The sequence below is a fragment of the Butyrivibrio sp. MC2021 genome, from assembly GCF_000621605.1.
Taxonomy (GTDB): Bacteria; Bacillota; Clostridia; order Lachnospirales; family Lachnospiraceae; genus Butyrivibrio.
The window spans coordinates 1-19,102 of sequence record NZ_JHXX01000006.1 but is presented as its reverse complement, the minus strand read 5'-3'; the positions used below and the strand labels follow the sequence as shown (position 1 = coordinate 19,102).

Below are 19,102 nucleotides of genomic sequence, written 5' to 3'. Positions count from 1 at the left end.
AGGATTTATGTGGAGGTTTTGGTGTGAAAAAAGGGTTTGTTTTTAAGAAGTTATGCGCTGCGGTTCTCACTGCGGCAACTGTTGTCATGGCTGTTGGTGCCCATGATGTGGCGCCTTCTTCAGGAGTTGTGGCAGAGGCAGCAGGCAGAGTAGTTAGTATCAATTCCTGTCTCATCCAGGGAGGAAGCGTGGTGGTCAATGTATCAGCCAGCTCACTTCCCGGATCTGACGACGGGCTCTATTATCTTTATGCCGACGAGGTATATCAGGACGGAACAGTAGGTACAGTGGTTGCCACCACCCCAAGGGCTGAGGCAGGCACCTTTACCTTCGATCTTGGACTTAATACTCCCGGTTCCAATCTCAGTAAGAAATTCCTTGTAGCAGTTAAACAGGGCGGTTCCATGGTTCAGGTCAGTGATGAGCACTATATCACCAACCCTGAGGCTGTTGCCACACAGACCGTTGGAAGAAATGATCACGGTATCAAGGGAATCCTTCCCAACAACGCCGAGGCTTCTACCTTCAAGGATCTTGGTGTAGCACAGATGGTTTACAATCTTTACATGGGCGATATCGTAGGACCTTCATCAGACCCTGCCGTTGCTACAACAGAGTTTGCCTATGACGGAAGAGTTTATCAGTTCAATACAGCTGCTCTTTCCCAGTATGACGGCTTCGTTCACTGGTGCAAGGCCAACGGCTTCCAGCTGACAATGACCATCCTTAACAATAAGACTGCGGCAGGTGCTGATCTTATCCATCCTCTTTCAAGAGATTCCCATGTCTGCCCCGGCTATGCCATGAACACCAAGGAGGACGGCGGCACACAGCACCTTAAGGCTATCGCAGCTTTCCTTGCTCAGAGATATTCAGGCGGTTCCATCGGAACAGTTGATAACTGGGTTATCGGCAATGAGATCAATGCAAGAACAGAGTGGTACTACATGAATTCCACCAACCTTGAGCTCAATGTCAGCGAGTATGTTAAGGCCTTCCGTATTTTCTACAACGGAATCAAGTCTGTAAATGGCAATGCCAAGGTTTACAACTCCATCGACCAGGAGTGGCAGAGAAAGTCCAATCCCGGATGCTTCCTGGCTAAGGACTTCCTGGACAGATTCAACTATTACATGCTTCGTGAGGGTAACATCGACTGGTCACTTTCAGTTCACCCTTACAACGCTCCTTTGTTTGATCCTTACGCATGGAAGCAGCAGGCTCAGTATGTAAGCCAGAGCCTTTCTACTCCATACATCACCATCGAGAATATCTATCTTTTGACAGATTATATGTGCCAGGCTTCTTTCCTTAATCCTGCGGGACAGGTAAGAGATATCTCTCTTTCAGAGATCGGATATACTTCCAGCTTTGGCGAAGAGTACCAGATGGCATCAATTGTTTACGCCTACACAATGGCAGCCAACAATCCTTACATCAAGAGCTTCATCCTCTTCAGAGAGACCGATGATGCCCACGAGATGGAGAGCCACATCGCCCAGGGGCTTAAGAACCTTGACGGAACACCCAAGGCTTCCTACGGCGCATACAAGGCTATGGGAACAGCTGCGGCAGCAGGCTACAAGGCCCAGGCAGCAGCAATAACCGGTATGGACATCGACGCCATGGTTACACAGCGTATATTCATGACCCGCGGCGGCTGGTTCTTGAACGACTGATTGGAAATGAATAGTTGATTTTGACTAAAACCGACATAGTTTGCGCTATGTCGGTTTTTTGTTGCGGTTTGGGACGAAAAGAATAATGGTAAGGTGCATTGATGACCGGAGGACGTTCTTGGAGGGAACCTTCGAGAAGTTTCCCTCCGCCACTTGGGCATCCTCTCTGTAAGCTTTATCTCTGGGCGCTGCCCAGACCCGTCCTCGTCGGAAGGCAGGAGGGCCGGCGAAAAAGATGCCGGCCCCCCGCCGGAATAGGATTTGCCTGTGTCATGATATCAAGGGCTTTCGCGGCATAAATCCTCGCGCGAGACAATACATGGCTCCCCGTCTCGCTTTGGCGCTGTGGTTTATTCCACGGTCCCTTGACATCACTCCCGCTCCGGGAAGTGGCGTGGATAATCGCTGAAAAGGCTTAATTTGCAACTGATTCTACACTAACCACACGCACGGAGTGCATAACATAATCCGTGCGTGTGGTGTTTTTTGGAAAACAGCACGCAGAAAGAGCATTTATTATGCTGTGCGTGTATCGGTTTAGTTCATTGAACACGCAATCATACGAAGATGGCCAATGCGCGTGTAGTCACTGTGCCAAAAATCAACTTTTCAACACGCAAAAAACAGTATTGATGTGATATGCGTGTTGCTCTGTTGTTGAATGATACACGCAGAATGGTAGCCTCAATATTCTGGCGTGTTTATGGGGTGAAAAATCAGGGGAATAGGATAAGACCGACCATTCCGGTGTATCTTATCCTATTTTGCTCGGGGGGAAGAGAACTCTGCGTTACTTCAGCTGACAATTCCTACCCTGAGCGGGAATGAAGTCAAGGAACCGTGGAATAAACCGCAGCGCCAAAGGCTTATGGGGAGCCATGGATTGCCCCGAGCGAGGATTTATGCCGCGAAAGTCCTTGACTGAATGGAGCGACCAACCCTTAACCTCCGGGATGGCACCTCGAGTGCCATCCCTTGACTACCAAGGGGGGCTTCCGGTTGTCACAACGCATTCGGGTTAAAATGTAGCACTCGGGAACAGTCCCCAAACGCATCGCCAGACCCCTCATTAATGTTGAATAAACAATGGAATTTATGCTAGTATAATGTGAATGGAATTATAGCAAATATGCTACGTAAACATAACAAGAAGAAGTAGGTTGGGAAAGAAATGGGTTTAGATTTTGATTCAACAGAAAAAGAGCTTGAAGCGTTAAAGAAGATCACTGAGAGACAGAAGGAGCTTCTGGGCGGACTTTACGGGGATTTCTTTAATACAGCGAAGGCCACTGTTAATAACGCAAAGAATTCATTATCCGGCAACGGATTTAACTATGACGCCATCAAGAGAGAGGAATCCGATAATAAGACTACTCTTGAGTTTGACGGCGATAAGACAGAGACACCAAAGAAGCCTGAAAGCTTTACACCTTCAGCAACAAGCAGCGAGGACGCCATGTCCAAGGCCAACTCTGCACTGGATGAAGCCAAGGCTTTAATAGCTGCAGACAAGCACGCAGTTGCAGCTTCAGGACCCAAGGAAGAGGAGAAGCCCCAGGAGCCTGAAGAGGATCCCATGGAGACTCTTGATAAGCTCATCGGCCTTGCTACCATCAAGGATGACGTCAAGGAGCTGGCTGCTTTTGTAAAGGTTCAGAAGCAGAGAAAAGAGCAGGGACTTAAGTCAGTACCCGTATCTCTTCACCTTGTATTTACAGGTAATCCCGGAACCGGTAAGACCACCGTTGCCAGAATCATCGCCAAGATCTACAAGCAGATCGGCGTTCTTTCCAAGGGACAGCTGGTGGAGGTTGATCGTTCAGGCCTGGTTGCAGGTTATGTGGGACAGACAGCCATCAAGACCACAGAGCAGATAAAGAAGGCCATGGGCGGCGTTCTTTTCATAGATGAGGCATATTCACTGGCTCAGAAGGACGATGCTTTCGGACAGGAAGCCATCGATACCATCCTTAAAGCCATGGAGGACAACAGAGATGACTTCGTTGTTATCGTAGCCGGCTACACCAAGCCCATGAAGAAATTCATCGATTCCAACCCCGGCCTTAAATCAAGATTTAACAAATACATTGAATTCTCAGATTACAATATCGATGAGCTTGAGCAGATCTTCTACATGAACTGCGACAAGTACGATTACAAGGTAGATGAGGATGTGAAGCACCAGATCAGAGCCCTTATCACAGCCAAGAAGATCGAGAACATCGACAACTTCGCCAATGCCCGTGAGGTTCGTAACCTCTTCGAGGAAATCATCACCAACCAGGCCCGCAGAATTTCAGGCCTTGAGAATCCTTCCAATGAGGATATGATGACAATTACTTTGGATGATCTTTTTGATAAGCCCGCTAAGAGCGAAGAGAAGGCTGAGGAGAAATCCGAAGAAAAGACCGAGGAGAAGCTTGCTGAGGTAAAAGAAGAAGCTTCTGAGACAGAAGCCAAGGCTGAAACTGAAGATACAGAAGTAAAAGAAGAAGTAACTGAAGAGACTGCTTCAGAAGAAAACGAGAAAGAATAAATAATAAATAATATTAAAGGGCCTCGCCGGATGAATCATCATCTACAGCGAGAGCCCTTTTCTTTTTCCTTCAATCATCTTTGAAAATGCTTTCCGTAATTATTCCAGAAGTAGTTGTACTCTTCATTTCTTGCGAAAACGAAGGCATAGTGTGAATTTCTTTTTTCCTGCTTGAGACTGTTCAGGTAATCAGCCTGGTAGGGGGCTGAAAAATCATGGTTATCATAGATCACGATAAGAGGCACCTCAAAAAAGCTTTTGTCCGCCGCAATCTCTTTATCCTCATCGGTCTCAATGAAGCGAAGAGGTATCCTCACCAGCTCTGACATAAAGAAGTCTGAGATATCAGGCGCGGCCTCATCGATGGAGCTAAGATAGGTGCGGACCCATTCCTCGCCCATACCTGCTGCAGAGTACTGCTCAGCTGAGTTAATTGAAGGAGAAAACATAGGCAGATTCACCTTCTTTCCATATACAAGCTTTTTAACGGTTTCGGGAGACAGGAAGAATTCTTCCGCTATCTCCATAATTGACTGCCCGGCGCTGTAGCGGCTGCAGATGGCTGCGTTTCGCTTGTTCAGCTTCTCCCGGTAGCCTGAGGCTTCTCCCCAGCCCTTGGGTTTGTCTGTCTTGGGAATGTAGATCAGCTTCCCTTCAGCGTATTTTTGCACTTCCTCCAAGAGCCTGGCAGGAAGAATGTCCTTGGCGTTTTCGTATTTCATAAAAGTCTCCGAATTTATCCGAGTATTTTGTTCATGCGCTCCTCGAGAGCATTGATGGATCTTACGATGGACTCGCAGGACTCGATGTCATCAATGGATGCGTGCCAGCGCAGGGTGGCGATTCCCTTGTAGTAAGCCATGCACAGGAAGCGCTCCTTGAAGTTCCTGATCTCGATGTTTCTCTTCTTAGCATACTCGTAGAGCTTCTCAGGAACAAGAAGATATGGCTTGTTGAGATCCAGGATCGCGAAATCCATCATGTAATCCATGATTCCGGCTCTGCCCCAGTCAGCGCAGTAGGTCTTTCCGGCCTCATCTACGATCATGTTGCGGAAAAAAGTATTGTTGTTGGCCAGGTATCTCTGGTCCTCGCAGAAAGGCGCATACTTAAGGGCCTTATCCACGATGTCATAGTAGTAATCCTTCTGAAGGAATGTGGTTCCGAACATCTTGGTCCAGTTCTTCCAGTAGCCATCTTCCGGCTCCTCCACAACATCCTTTTTGATGAACTCCTCGATGGACTTCCAGGGTGCCTGATTGTTCTCATCAAACTCGCCGTAGCCGGTCAACGAAGAGATGTCGGTTCCTGCGATCTCAAAGATCATGTCAAAAAAGTTCTCATAGCACTTCTCAAATTCCTCAGGGCTTAGCTCATTGGCGTTTCTGCCCTTGGGACTTAACTCAATTTTTTCCTTAGTAAGGTTCTTTATAAAAATATCTCTGTTCATTATCTTATCCTTCCCCAATTGCTTGTTTCAAACGGTTTTCTGTTGTGTAAAGCGCTTTTACATTTTTTATATTATCAGCAGGGAAGGGCATTTCAAATAGGTAAAACCATTATAACGGAAGTATACCTATAGCAAAAAGAGGACATACAAAAAGCAACTATCGGAAAATCCTGACAGTTGCTTCTGCATATCCTCTTAATCTCAAGTCGGGGCGACCCGATTCGAACGGGCGGCCTCTACGTCCCGAACGTAGCGCTCTACCAAACTGAGCCACGCCCCGATAGCCAATATAGATTAGCAACATTAGAATTATATCATACAGGAGGGAAAAAACAAGATATAATTATATTGTAGACCTGTATATGAGCATAGGAGGGGGATCATGTCTCGTAAGCAAAGATTGACGCAGCAACAAAGAATAGCAATGCTTCTGATCATCTGGCGACTGCCGGAGTTCGTTACTTCTTTTTTAGCGGCCTGTGCCAGCGGCTCGGCTGTGGTGTGGCTGGAATTCGTGGAGTGCGCCAGCATCGTGCTTCCGGGTGCCATTCTGGCGGTCCTGTCCGGGAAGCTCAACAGGAATCTCAAGTACGTTTTTAACTACGGAACGGGCAAGGTGGAGGCCATCACAGCCCTCAGCTGTGAGATGTTTGATCTGGCGGGTATCCTGTGTCTTTTGTTTTTTGCGGTGAGGAGCATCATCATCGGGAAAGAGGAGAGCGGCAATCTCAGGTTCGCTCTGATAGTCAGCATTTTCGGACTTATCATCGACATCTTCATTCTTATCAGGCAAAAAAAGATCCTGGAGGAGAGTCACAGCAAGATGTACCACACCGCCTATGTCAGCGCCCAGAAGGAGTTCTTTTTTGACGCCGCATCTATCGTGACCCTGGTAATAACCATCATATTTGAAAATAAGCCCTGGATCAGATTTTTTTCCCCGGCAGCCTGCATTCTGATTGCGGTTCCTTTTTCCGTGATAGTGCTGAGGCATCTGCGTGAGTCCGTGGAGGAGCTTATAGACAGAACATTGGACGAGGACAGCCAGCTCAAGATTATCAAGGTTATAAACGAGCATTTTGACAGCTTTGAGGAGCTGGGGGCGGTAAAAAGCAGGATAACGGGGCAGCATAAATACATAGACATAGAGATGAAGTTTAAAGAGGATATGCCCTACTCCCAGGTGAGAGAGGTGGCAGATAAGATCAGTAAAAGAATCAGCGAAGAGATGGAGCACAGCAACGTCAATATAGTCATCATCTGAAATAAAAGACCCTTACACTACGGGAGATGTGTGTAAGGGTCTTCTTTCATATATATCGACGGAAGAATATGAAAGCGTAGTTAAGCTGCGTTTTCCTTTTCGCCGTTAGTCATATTTTTGTGCTGAGCAATAAGTGTCTTAGCTGCGATGTAAGCAAGTACCAGTGAGAGAGCAACCAGAAGAACAGCGATAACTGACTGGATAAGAGCCCAGTAATCAGCAGCTCCTGAGAGGTATGCTGTCATCTTGGCATTGATGGTCTGAACAAGAGAGCAGATGGTTACTGCCAGCATGAAGGTCATAGGGATGTAGAACATCTTGTTGTTCTTTCCTACTGCGCCGAGCCATGTGCAAACTGCAAGAAGACCGATGGCTGCAAGAAGCTGGTTAGCTGCACCGAATAAAGGCCAGATCTTGGTATAGCCGTTCATACCAAGGGCAACGCCCAGTACAACAGTGAGGGCTGTTGATACGTAAGGGTTAGCAATGATGCTTCTAAAGCCTGTTACATCCTTGTGGGTCTCGCCGTCGTTCAGGAAGAACTCCTGGAACATGTATCTTGCAAGACGTGTGGCTGTATCCAGTGATGTAAGGCAGAATACAGATACAGCAAGGATAAGAAGCTGATACATAATGCTCTGAAGTCCGGGAGCAAAGGTTCCGATCATGGCTGAAAGTCCGCCGGCAAATACCTGTGTAGGGCTTGCATAGGTGCCGTTTGAAGCTGCTGCCCATACGAAACCGATGGCGCAAAGTGAGATAACAGCTACAAGACACTCGATAAGCATTGAACCATAGCCTACAACCTGTGCATTCTTTTCGTTATCAAGCTGCTTAGCAGAGGTTCCTGATGAAACCAGTGAGTGGAAGCCTGAAATAGCTCCGCAGGCGATTGTTACGAAGAGAGCAGGGAAAGCTGTTCCTGTTGTGAATACGCCGGTTCCCTTAAGAGCTGCATCTCCGAAGGCAGGAACCTGGAAGCTGCCGTTTCCTGATAATACTCCGCCCACAACTGCAACCACGCCGGCTGCGATCATGAAGTAAAGAAGGAATGAGCTAAGGTAATCTCTGGGCTGAAGCAGGATCCATACAGGAGTTACGGAAGCAACAAGGATATATGCTCCAACAACCCACATCCATGTGTTGTAGGAAAGTGAGATGGGATGGAAGTTAAGTCCGATAGCTACGATAGCAATGATTCCCAAAACACCGAACACAGAAGCAATGCCGATGGGCATGTTTTTACGATAAAGTAAGAATCCGAATCCGATGGCAAGAACCATGAAAAGAATTGAGATCATGGCTGTTGACTCGTTGGCTGCCAGGGTAGCGCCTTCTACGGCAGCTCCTGCAGCTGTGGTATTTCCAAAGGTGCTGGCAACGATGGAGCTGAAGGCTGCCACAACCAGGATAAGTGTCAGATAACCGAAGGTAAGGAAAAGCTTCTTAGCTGCTCTTCCCATGGAATTGTCGATGATCTCGCCGATTGATTGACCTTTGTTGCGAAGTGATGCGAAAAGAGCACCGAAGTCGTGAACTCCTCCGAAGAAGATTCCACCGATGAGAACCCATAAAAGAACAGGAACCCATCCGAAAACTGCTGCCTGGATAGGGCCGTTGATAGGGCCGGCACCGGCAATTGATGAAAAGTGGTGTCCCATAACCACCGGGGTCTTGGCAGGAACATAGTCCATACCGTCTTCCAGCTCGTGAGCCGGAGTCTTTCTTGAAGGGTCGATTCCCCACTGTTTTGCAAGCCATCCGCCGTAGAAAACATAGCCTGCGACAAGGATCAAGGCGCTTGCAATAAGTAATACTGCTGCATTCATGATACTTTCTCCTCCTTATTCCCTTTTTGGGATTTAAAAATGCTCAAAAAGAGCGTTTTCAGCTCTTTGGCTGCATAGTTGGTAAGGCAGGTCTCGCTGTCAAGGAATACACAACCCAGCTTGCCTTCGCTGTGGCCTCTGAAATTCATAAGGTAGCCCTTATCAAAGCGGAACTTCCTGATGGCCTTCTGAATCTCGGGACTGGGAGTGGTCTCTGAGATGATGACAAAAGAGAGGTAGGAACACATGTGATCCTTTTCGGGATATTTCTCCCCTCTTCGTACCATCGCAGGCTCCATGTCCTGTTCCATGGTGCGCTTTACTTCATCTAATAATGTTTGATCAATGGAATCGGTTTTAATGAAAAGAACGTGCTCATAGGCTCTTATGGCCCAAAGCTTTGCTTCTTTTTTCAGAACATATTTCTCTCCGAGGGAAAAGAAGCGGGCATAGGCTGGATACACCTTGTTTTCCAGGGTATAGTCCTCGAAAATGTCGAAGTTTGCCCGATATCTGTCTAATAATACTCGGAAATATGCTTCAGATCTTGTCCCCATTGAATACTTTTTCTCCCAAATACTTGATTTGTTTTAACTTTATCACTGTGACGCATTATTGCAAGATAACAAAATTAATCTTTTTTGACATTAATTTTGTAATGTATTTGGAGTGAAATTATTTTTTTTATCAAAAAAGTGTTATATTGTGAGAGGTGGACAATTATTGGAGGAAAATGAGATGATCACGGAAATACATGACCTTACAAGCCCGGAGCTGGCTATCTACAGCGAGCAGTCGGAGGTAAGGCTTTACAGGATAAATGAACCGGAGCCTGGGATTTTCATAGCAGAGAGCCCTAAAGTGATAGTCAGGGCCCTGGATGCGGGCTATGAACCCATATCTCTTCTTCTGGATAAAAAGCAGGCAGAAGGGGAGGCAAAAGAGCTGGTGGCAAGGTGCCTGACAGAGTATCCGGAAATACCGATATATCTGGGAGAGGACCCGGTGCTGACCCGGATTACAGGCTTTCATCTGACAAGGGGGACACTGTGTGCCATGAGAAGGCGCGGCCTGCCGGATGTGGCGGAAATCTGCAAAAGCGCAGAGAGAATAACGGTTCTTGAAAATGTCACGAATCCCACCAATATCGGAGCCATAGTCAGGAGCGCGGCAGCTCTTGGCATGGACGCAGTGCTTTTTACCTATGACTGCAGCGACCCGCTGTACAGAAGAGCCATCAGGGTCAGCATGGGCACTGTTTTCCAGATTCCATGGACTTTTTTGCCCAGGGGAAATGCACCTGAGCTCTTAAGAAGCTATGGCTTTACTTCGGTGGCCATGGCCCTTAAGGAGAATTCGGTCAGCATCGATGATGAGCGGATACAGAGGGCCAAAAAGCTGGCGGTATTCATGGGAGCTGAGGGGGAAGGGCTTCTTGATGAGACCATCGAATCCTGCGACCACTGCGTGATGATTCCCATGTATCACGGGGTGGATTCCCTCAACGTGGCAGCAGCCAGTGCAGTGGCATTTTGGGCGGTGAAAAAAAAGGATTGACCCGGCCCTTGGGGCAGGGATTATTCTTTCCGTAAGAGATGGAAATTCGGAAAGGAGATAGCAAATGAGTATTGGGGACAGCAATATGAAAGAGACTATGACAACCGGCGAAATGGCGAGGATGGCCGGTGTATCACAGAAGGCACTGAGAGTTTATGACGAAAAGGGGCTCCTTAGGCCCGTGGGGTATTCCGAGGGAAATTACAAGCTCTACGACAAGAACTCTCTTATGATCCTGGAAAAGATCATTGCCCTCAAGCACGTGGGCTTCAGCCTTGAGGAGATAAAGAGCAATCTGGAGAACAGCGATCAGGAGTCTATTGAGGAGACCCTGAAGAACCAGCTGTCTCTTATGGAAAAGAAGATATATGAGATGCAGAAGGCTGCGGATTGCATAAAGGTGGCACTGGCAAGGCTCAGCAGCGAGCCTGACTGGGACAACGTGGCGGATGTTATCCGGAAGATGGAGATGTCCCAGGGCCAGGACGAGAGAAGATGGTATGCCGCAAGCCACGCCGCAGACGGCATAGAGTGGTATGTGAAGATCTATGATTCTCTGGATTTTGCGGAGGGCAACAGGGTTCTGGACCTTGGCTGCAGCTACGGACTTCTCTGGAGGGAAAACAGGGACAGGATACCGGAGAACTTCATTGTGGACGGCGTGGATATCCACGAGGGCTGGGCCGATGATTTCGAAGAGTATCTTAAGGAGCAGCAGGGCAAGCTCCCCGCAGGCACGCAGATGCAGATATTCTTTGAGAACCTGGAGGATGAAAAGACCTGGGAGCACCTCAGGCAAAACAGCTATGACCGCATTGTCATGCACTATCTGCTCTCATATTTTGAGAAGCCGGAGGAGCTTATCCGGAAGGCAGCAGGAGTCCTGGCTCCCGGGGGAATGCTTTCCTTTACAAATGTGGGAACAGGAGCAGAGCACAGCTACTGGATAAAATTCTTTGAGGAACATGGCTTTGACAAGTCCTGTGTGGAAAAGAGAAAGAAGCTCCTTGAAAAGAAGGAAGAAGAGTTTATTGATCAGATTTCAGGCTTTTTTACAAAGGTAGAGAAGGTTAGCCTTCCGGGGCCATTGTCCTATGATGACTCGGAGGTTCTGTTTGACAGGATCCTGAAGAAATATAAGGAGGGAGAGAAATACCTTTTATCCGTGAAGGAAAAAATGCTGGAATGTTTCGATAAGCTGATAGAGAGAGACGGCGAGATAGTGGTGGATATCAACTCTACCTTTATTCATTGCTTTAATTAAAATGGGTAATACGATAAGAAGCGCTCTGTTACTGGGTTAACAGGGCGTTTTCTTTTATAATTCTATAGAATAATGTTGCTTAATCATTCCATCTTCTTCAAACTCATTAACGAGTATTCCTTTGCAGCTCTTGGCTGTAGCGGCTGATGCAATATTAGCCTTATCACAGGCTATGATGACCTGGTCCATATGCAGCTGTTTGGCATATGCTAAGGCCAGCTTCAGCTGTTTTTTACCATAACCCTTACCGCGCTCAGAGGGTCTTATTCCATAAGCGATATTTCCGCCAAGCTTCAAGTCATCCGTAAGAGAATGATGGATCTTGATGCAGCCTATCAGCTTGCCATCGGATACGCGCCTGGAGAAGAACGTGCTTGTCTGTATCGGTCTCTCGGGGGTTGATACCCTTATGGCATCAATATGTCTGAGCCATTCATCATAATCATCATAGAAAGCCAGGCCGCCACTTCCGTGAACCTCCATGTCCCCGGCGGTAAAGTGCTCGTTTTTATATTCAAGGGCTTCCTCTTTCGTTTCTGCTGAGGGCTCAATCAGAAGCAGATCGTTGCCTTGCTCGGAGTAAGGATTATCAAGGTCAAAGGTTTCTTTGGCCATACTTATAGCGTCATCAAGCATCTGATTGCCTGCTACATCACTATAGTTCAAATACTTTTTGACCTGATTTACTGTAACCAGCTCTCTTCCATACACTTTTCCGGTGGCAGGATCGACGTGGCTTTCGCCTATATCCTTGATTCTGGCAATCATTCTGACCTGAGCATATTTATTGCCATTGTCATTCACCAGAAGATAACCAAGATAATGTACATCTGTCAGTTCTACGTTTACTTCTTCCACATATTCCCTGCAAAGAGTCTCTTCGAAAGACTCGCCATTCTCAGGCTTTCCGCCGGTCAGCTTGTACCTGCCGTCCTCTATGTGAAGAAGGGTTCTTCCATCATTGGAGAAGACAACGCCATAAACCTGCTTGACCGGAAGGCCCTCAGGAACGGGAGATTTAAACCATGTAAAAGTTCCAAAAAGCATTTTCTCAATAACTATGATTGACTCCTCGTGTTCGCCGATCATCTCCACAGAAATCTTATCCACTACAGTTTGAAAGCTGACATCGAGGTTTTTTACATATTCATAGGCTGCGTTTAACTCTTGCTCGCTGCCAAGTTTTCCAACAGTTATATGAGGGATGTAAGGAATATCGAGATAGAATTCTTTGAAATGTTCTGAATAAAGCTCATCATGTATGGCCTCAATTATTTCTTTTCCCTTTTCTATATCCAGAAAGAGATAATTGTCGGATGATTTGCTGAACCCATGCAATGTCAGTTCAAAAGGGCCTACGTTCTTTAGACTGCTTGTGAGCTTCTCTTCCAATTCTTCATTGGTCATTTCGGAATCAAAGGGAAAAACCAGGGTGATATGTGGGCGAACCAGCTTTGCTAAAGGATCGAATCTATCCCTGATTTCATCTATGATCTCTATATTATTGAATTGTGGAAATATCATTATTGTTCTTAGCATTATGATCCATCACCCCCGTCCCCATGGTCCATTAATTTCCATTATACACATTTGGCGTTGACTTCGCCCCTGGGGCAGGCTTTATTATTTCAGTATTACTTTAAAAAAGGCAAATGTGGAGGAAAAAGTAATGGCGGGACAGATGACACACATGGAAGTTGCTTACAGAGTCGCAGAAAAAATGAATATTTCTTCAGGAAAAGAGGAATTGCCGTAGCTTCTTAAAGCTTTCCTTGATTTCATTAAAATCCCAGGTTGACGCCTATTGCCGGGAACGTTAATAATAGGAATATCGTTAAATTCAAGAATAGCGGAAGAGAAGGAGCAGTAAATATGGCATCCAGCATCATGCATCTCGCGGTTACCTGCGAACTTACCAAACGTTATGACTTCAAGGATTTAAACAGGCTCAAATTCGGAGCGATTCTTCCTGATGCCGGCAAGGGACAGGCCGGACATATCAATACATTCATCTGGGGACGAAACAAGAAATCCTATAATTTTGAATTCTACAGAGAAAAATTTGGGGAGCTGATGAAGAACGACGACCTGTATCTGGGCTACTATCTGCATCTGGTGCAGGATATCTGCTACAGGCATTTTGTCTACGACAAGTACAAGTGGAACCCCATGATTCCGGGCAATGTGGACAAGCTCCATAAGGACTACTCCATAATAAACTACTATGTGGCTGAAAGGTATGGCCTTAAGAACGATATTGCTATTTCTGCGGGATTTGAGAACGAGGAGATAAACAGTATCGCAACCTTTGACGTTAACTGGCTGGTGGAGTCCATGGCCGGTTATTTTGAAAAAGTGGAAGATGACGACATTTTCTTTTTTACCAGGGAAATGGCTGACGAATATATCGCCGAGGCAGTGGAGCTCTGCGCCAAGGAGCTGGAGGCTCTTAGAAGCGGCGGGAAGCTGATCGAGAGCTACGACAACGCATGGGTCAACAGAGTATATTCTCTGCTGGAGACAACCCTGAACACCAGAGACCTGGGCGGATACAGGATTGACGGAACGGAGAACTATACCAAATACTGCCGTCTTATACGAAGCGATGTACCACTTCACCCTTCGGAAAAAGATATTGAGTTCCTTAAGAATACCGGAATCACAACACTGATCGACACCAGATCCCGGGAGGAAAAGGAAGAGAGGCCCCATGGGCTTGCCGGAATGGAAGGCTTTAATTACTGCGACATTCCTATCGTTGAGGGAAGCGGAATTCCGGAGAGCGTAGAGGCTGTGCCGGAGAGTTATTTCAAGATTGCCCATTCTCCCAACACCGGTGAGTTCTTCAGGACTATAGCCAACGCACCCTACGGAGTAATGTTTAACTGTCATGCGGGAAAAGACAGAACCGGCGTCAATTCGGCCCTTATCCTTTGGCTTTGCGGTATCAGAAAGAGCGACATCGTTTTTGATTATATGCGAACAAAAGAGAACGAGCAGCCCCGCTTCGAAATCATACATGAGAAGAACCCTGATATTGATATGAACATTGTTATTCCCAATGAGAACAATATGATCAGATTTTTTGAACTGATGGAAGATAAGTACGGCACAGCAAATAAGTATTTTGAGGCCATAGGTATCGGAGCGGATCTTCAGAAAAAGATAATCGAAAAGCTTTGTAATTGACGAAATGCCCTATTGACCTGGCCCCAGGGGCAGGCCTTATCCTTTCGGTAAGATAACAAAACAAGCAGAAAGGATAAAGCAAAATGAACATTGGGGAATATATTGAGAATTACAAAAAAGAAGGCGGCTACATAAATGTCATGAGAAAGCATGTGGGTCATGCGCCCCTCATCACCATTGGAGTAGGCACCATCATTGAAAATGAAAAGGGCGAGATCCTGCTCCAGAAGCGCAAAGACAACGGCAAATGGGGAATTATAGGCGGCGGAATGGAAATCGGCGAGAGCTTCGAACAGGGCGCAAGGCGTGAAGCCAGGGAAGAAGCGGGAATTGAGCTGGGAGAAATGAAGCTGTCTGCCATCTGTAACGGCCCTGACAGGTTTATCACTTATCCAAACGGGGATATTTGCTACGCCTCGTGTGTGGTCTTTCGGACAAAAGAGTTTTTCGGCGAGATAAAGAACGATCCGGAAGAAGTCTTAGAGCACAGATTCTTTGATAAAGATAATGTGCCGGAGGAAATAAACGATTTTGACAGGCTATTCATTAATATCTGGAGAGAGCCTGAAGCCGGAGTGGCGATATATAACGGAGAGAAGCTTTACCGGCAGTAACACCACAATCAAAGAAAAAGCCTCATGGCCTTGGCGGGCACATGAGGCTTTCATTATTTTTATTATCTTTTACGCTTTGCTTTTTGCTCTTTTGCGATCAACCAGGCTTGATACGATTACTGCGCAGGATGCATCACCTGTGATGTTCAGGGTGGTTCTTCCCATATCAAAGATTCTGTCAACGCCGGCAACCAGTGCGATACCGTCGACCGGAAGTCCTACGGATGTAAGAACCATTGCCAGCATTACCATACCGGCGCCGGGAACACCTGCTGTTCCTACGGAGGCCAGGGTAGCTGTCAAAACGATGGTCATCATCTGTGAGAATGTAAGATTGATACCATAGCAGGATGCAATGAAGATAGCGCAGACACCCTGATAGATCGCTGTTCCGTCCATGTTGATGGTGGCTCCAAGAGGAAGTACAAAGCTTGAAACTTCCTTAGATGCGCCGAGCTTTTGTGTGCATTCCAGGTTAAGAGGAAGGGTTCCTACTGAAGATGCACTGGAAAAAGCAAACATGATAGCCGGAAGCATTCCTTTGAAAAACTTCAAAGGAGAAATACGTCCAAGGGTGGAAACAGTGAGTGAATATACAACAACAGCGTGAAGCACGTAGCAAATGTAAGCTGTCAGAAGAACCATGGCAAGGGATCCGATAACCTGTGGGCCGTTGGCTGCTACAACAGGAGTCAGTAGACAGAAAACACCGATGGGAGACAGCTTCAGGATCATTTCCATGCATTTCATGGAAACATCGTTACAAACATTTATTCCAAAAATGGCCGGTTCGCCTTTTTCGCCAAGCAGGATTACTGAAAAGCCAATCAGAATAGCCATGACGATTACCTGGAGCATGTTGGCTTCTGTGATGGGCATCAGGAAATTGGAAGGGAAGATGCCAACCAAAACATCCATTCCGTTAATGGCTGCAGGTACTTCATAGGTAAGACTTGCGGTTGTCAGAACAGGGAAGCTTCCCTTAAAGAGATTACCAACAAACAGTCCGATGGTGATGGCAACTGCTGTTGTTAAGAAGTAGTAAACAACAGTAATTCCACCGATCTTTCCGACTTTTTTGATATCCCTCATGGATACAACGCCGGACAAAATGGAGAAAAGTACGATAGGACATACAATGAACTCAACCAGGTTCAGGAATATCGTACCAAAAGGCTTGATGTAGGTGGCTGCAAACTCAGCATGGTTTTGCAGCAAAAGACCACTTTTTTTGAGGCACAAATAACAAAACCCCCAGAAAACATCTGGGGGTTCAAAAAGCGATAGACGGGGCTCGAAGTAATAGCCCGTTTCGAAAACCGCATGGAAAGGAGGTTTTCGGCACTCTCCTCTTCAACAAAGACCACTTCAAAGACCACATTTATTCATCATCTTTTGATTGTTGAGGATATAGATAGGTTTTCCAATTTTCTGGAAATCCCATGGAACCAATATCGATATTTGAATACTTATCTATCAATTTCTCTACATTTTCAAGAAATCCTATCCAATGAGCATCTTTCTCAATAATATGACTTATACAGAGCAAAACTGCAAAAATACGGTTATTATCTATTCCTGCTTCGGTATATTGCTTATAAAGAATAGGCTTTTTAGCAAGTTTTGCATTGTATATCCTGCCATAGTGAGCACAGATATTTCTGACATAGGAGATAGACTCAATCCAGCTTTCATAATATGTATATCCGATACCAAAAGACTTTGCGATAGCCTTCTTGTCGGAGTTCTTCATGTTCTTAAAAAACTTAGATAAAGTACCAAAGCTGCATATCTCTACAAGAGCATACATGGGAAGATCTCTGCCCTCGTAGTTTTCCGTGAAATTCTTTACAAATGGAGCACGCAAGTTTCGCCTTATTTCTTCGTTAATATCTGACATAAATTGTTTATGATATTCTTCGTCAACAAAATTGTCTTTGTCCTTATATCCAAGTACACCATAGTGCTCAGATACGTAATTTCCTATTCTGCATCTAGCATTAATTTCTATTTTCTCAATCAGCGGGAAGAGTAACTGCCTAAAATTTGCATTGAACAGATATAATTCTGATATGTAATGACCTCCTGTCAAGAGAAAGCTTACAGGAATCCACCACATAATTATTTAGTTGTTTCTGAAGGCACCTTGAAAGGGCCTCGGGGTATCAGTTCCCGGCATTGGCCACTCTGATATACGTGGATTGGTTACCGACAGGTCAATGGTCCGCCGTGAGCTCTACCGTCTACCATCGTGGATCACAGATTGCTCCGTGCCAACATAGAATTATCGTAGATAGCTCGAACCTTGAAATGGCCGAAGCCCTTTCAAGATGTCTTCAGTTGTTGCTTTTGTTTTGGCCAGATGTAAATGGCGTAAGCCATCTTACATCTGCTTGATTACCCACTATAACAGTGGGATGATGATGTCAAGGCTGCGAAGCACCGCCTTGGGCGGCTTGGCCTTGAGATTAGCAGCGCACTGTTATAACAGATTAAGCTATATTATCGGTCATCATGCCCCACATAAAGCAAGCGAGTTCTCTTGCAACTGCCATTATTGCCACATTTCGCTTTTTTCCATTATTTAATACCATTTTGTAGTATTTGCGTTTCAGACGTTCATTAGCTTTATCTGCATATGCAATAACTTGTGGAGTATTTCCATTTTGACGAGCTTTGATTGTTTTGGATTTGTAACCAACTCTGCCTCTAGTATAGCATTGAGATGCTTCTGTTAACAGAGTTCGTACGTGACTATTTCCTGCTTTTGTAATGCTAAGCCTAGTGGTATCGTCTCCACTGGATGCTTCGCCAGGAACAAGTCCTATATATGAGGCAAACTTTTCTGCGGAAGAAAAACGATTAAAATCTCCGACCTCAACAATAACTGATAATGCAGAATGAGTCTGAATACCAATGAAACAACATAGCTTTTTTACAGATTCTCTGTATTCATCTACTGATGCAAGTTCTTCGATTCGCTTATCAAGACGTTCTATTTTATCAGTAAGCGTAGCATATGTAAGCAAGTACTCATCAAGAATCTCTTTATATAAACCTTCGGGTTTTAATGCTTTTAACCAATTGATATGTGCTATTGTCCAGTGACTTTTACTTTCGTATCTATAGTCGTGGCGAAGGCAAAAAGACTGAATTTGTTGTTTGATCTTTTTTAGTGCAAGTTTATGATCATTCCGCATGCGCAGATATTCTTTAGTCTGTTCATCTTTGGCAGTAGGAATATGTACTGGACTATAATTGTTTTGACACAAACATCTGCCAATAAGCTCAGCATCACGCTTATCAGTTTTTATTCTCTTGTTATTACGCTGAGAAAGCATGGTAGATGGCGCTAGTATCACACAGTTAACATTTCGGTCTGTTAGCTGATGATATAAAGTATAGCCAAGACACCCGGCTTCATAACCGCATATAAATGTAGTATCGTTACCGTAGATTGAGCGAAGGAATTCAAGATACTTTAAAACTGCTTTGTAATCTGCTGAAGTACGCTGGTAATACAAACCTTTTTCGACTTCAATTGTATAAGCGCAAAGTGTAAAACTTTCCTTATGGACATCCATACCTACGTAAACTGTGTTATTATTCATTTAGTGACCTCCTTTTGTATGCGGTAATCCCTGTTACCATTGACTCGACATCTTTAGTATACAGGTGAATCCACGTTGCTACAAAATGGAGGTCATTACATATTGTCTA

Annotated in this window: 15 protein-coding genes and 1 tRNA gene; 7 read left to right on the top strand and 9 right to left on the bottom strand. The window is 45.6% G+C overall.

Annotated elements, in window-relative coordinates:
- The first annotated feature begins 23 nt into the window (after positions 1 to 23).
- Positions 24 to 1,679 (top strand): DUF5722 domain-containing protein, encoded by a 1,656-nt coding sequence (locus T359_RS0111800; protein ID WP_026517660.1) that lies wholly within the window; start codon positions 24 to 26, stop codon positions 1,677 to 1,679.
- 1,171 nt (positions 1,680 to 2,850) lie between these two features.
- Positions 2,851 to 4,215, top strand: a complete 1,365-nt coding sequence (locus T359_RS20210) for an AAA family ATPase (protein ID WP_081795562.1) — start codon at positions 2,851 to 2,853, stop codon at positions 4,213 to 4,215.
- Positions 4,216 to 4,289: 74 nt separating this feature from the next.
- Here the strand turns inward: T359_RS20210 and T359_RS22830 are convergent, their stop codons facing one another.
- From T359_RS22830 to T359_RS0111780, 3 genes are all read right to left on the bottom strand, one after another.
- Positions 4,290 to 4,937 carry a CD3324 family protein gene (locus T359_RS22830; protein WP_197027094.1) on the bottom strand — a complete coding sequence of 216 codons (648 nt, stop codon included), beginning with the start codon at positions 4,935 to 4,937 and terminating at the stop codon, positions 4,290 to 4,292.
- Between the two features lie 14 nt (positions 4,938 to 4,951).
- Positions 4,952 to 5,665, bottom strand: coding sequence for a hypothetical protein (locus T359_RS0111785; protein ID WP_035784385.1), 714 nt, complete (start codon positions 5,663 to 5,665; stop codon positions 4,952 to 4,954).
- Positions 5,666 to 5,871: 206 nt separating this feature from the next.
- Positions 5,872 to 5,945 (bottom strand) — tRNA-Pro (locus T359_RS0111780).
- Between the two features lie 102 nt (positions 5,946 to 6,047).
- Between T359_RS0111780 and T359_RS0111775 the strand changes: the two genes are divergently transcribed.
- Positions 6,048 to 6,929 carry a cation transporter gene (locus T359_RS0111775; RefSeq protein WP_081795561.1) on the top strand — a complete coding sequence of 294 codons (882 nt, stop codon included), beginning with the start codon at positions 6,048 to 6,050 and terminating at the stop codon, positions 6,927 to 6,929.
- Positions 6,930 to 7,009: 80 nt separating this feature from the next.
- Here T359_RS0111775 and T359_RS0111770 read toward each other — a convergent pair whose 3' ends face one another.
- Both T359_RS0111770 and T359_RS20200 read right to left on the bottom strand, forming a co-directional pair.
- Positions 7,010 to 8,758, bottom strand: a complete 1,749-nt coding sequence (locus tag T359_RS0111770) for a carbon starvation CstA family protein (RefSeq protein WP_026517657.1) — start codon at positions 8,756 to 8,758, stop codon at positions 7,010 to 7,012.
- Positions 8,755 to 9,315: a hypothetical protein gene (locus tag T359_RS20200; RefSeq protein ID WP_051545328.1), complete on the bottom strand. Its 561-nt coding sequence runs from the start codon at positions 9,313 to 9,315 to the stop codon at positions 8,755 to 8,757. The genes T359_RS0111770 and T359_RS20200 overlap by 4 nt, the downstream gene beginning before the upstream one ends.
- Positions 9,316 to 9,496: 181 nt before the next feature.
- Here T359_RS20200 and T359_RS0111760 point away from each other — a divergent pair, with 181 nt between their 5' ends.
- Together T359_RS0111760 and T359_RS0111755 are read left to right on the top strand one after the other, a co-directional pair.
- Positions 9,497 to 10,315 carry a TrmH family RNA methyltransferase gene (locus tag T359_RS0111760; RefSeq protein ID WP_026517656.1) on the top strand — a complete coding sequence of 273 codons (819 nt, stop codon included), beginning with the start codon at positions 9,497 to 9,499 and terminating at the stop codon, positions 10,313 to 10,315.
- A 64-nt stretch (positions 10,316 to 10,379) separates the two neighbouring features.
- Complete coding sequence (locus T359_RS0111755) at positions 10,380 to 11,579, top strand: MerR family transcriptional regulator (RefSeq protein ID WP_035784382.1); 1,200 nt, start codon at positions 10,380 to 10,382, stop codon at positions 11,577 to 11,579.
- Positions 11,580 to 11,633: 54 nt separating this feature from the next.
- On the opposite strand, the gene T359_RS22520 is transcribed toward T359_RS0111755, so the two are convergent.
- Positions 11,634 to 13,118, bottom strand: a complete 1,485-nt coding sequence (locus T359_RS22520) for a GNAT family N-acetyltransferase (protein WP_155840106.1) — start codon at positions 13,116 to 13,118, stop codon at positions 11,634 to 11,636.
- A gap of 333 nt (positions 13,119 to 13,451) precedes the next feature.
- Here T359_RS22520 and T359_RS21655 point away from each other — a divergent pair, with 333 nt between their 5' ends.
- Entirely contained in the window at positions 13,452 to 14,768 is a 1,317-nt protein-coding gene (locus T359_RS21655) for a tyrosine-protein phosphatase (protein ID WP_051545323.1), read from the top strand.
- A gap of 83 nt (positions 14,769 to 14,851) precedes the next feature.
- Complete coding sequence (locus T359_RS20190) at positions 14,852 to 15,382, top strand: NUDIX domain-containing protein (protein ID WP_051545322.1); 531 nt, start codon at positions 14,852 to 14,854, stop codon at positions 15,380 to 15,382.
- A 69-nt stretch (positions 15,383 to 15,451) separates the two neighbouring features.
- Here T359_RS20190 and T359_RS0111725 read toward each other — a convergent pair whose 3' ends face one another.
- From T359_RS0111725 to T359_RS0111715, 3 genes are all read right to left on the bottom strand, one after another.
- Positions 15,452 to 16,624 carry a dicarboxylate/amino acid:cation symporter gene (locus tag T359_RS0111725; protein ID WP_026517653.1) on the bottom strand — a complete coding sequence of 391 codons (1,173 nt, stop codon included), beginning with the start codon at positions 16,622 to 16,624 and terminating at the stop codon, positions 15,452 to 15,454.
- A gap of 139 nt (positions 16,625 to 16,763) precedes the next feature.
- Positions 16,764 to 17,501, bottom strand: coding sequence for an Abi family protein (locus tag T359_RS20185; protein WP_081795560.1), 738 nt, complete (start codon positions 17,499 to 17,501; stop codon positions 16,764 to 16,766).
- Positions 17,502 to 17,874: 373 nt separating this feature from the next.
- A complete protein-coding gene (locus T359_RS0111715) occupies positions 17,875 to 18,993 on the bottom strand; it encodes an IS110 family transposase (RefSeq protein WP_026517506.1) in 1,119 nt (372 codons plus the stop codon).
- Positions 18,994 to 19,102 lie beyond the last annotated feature (109 nt).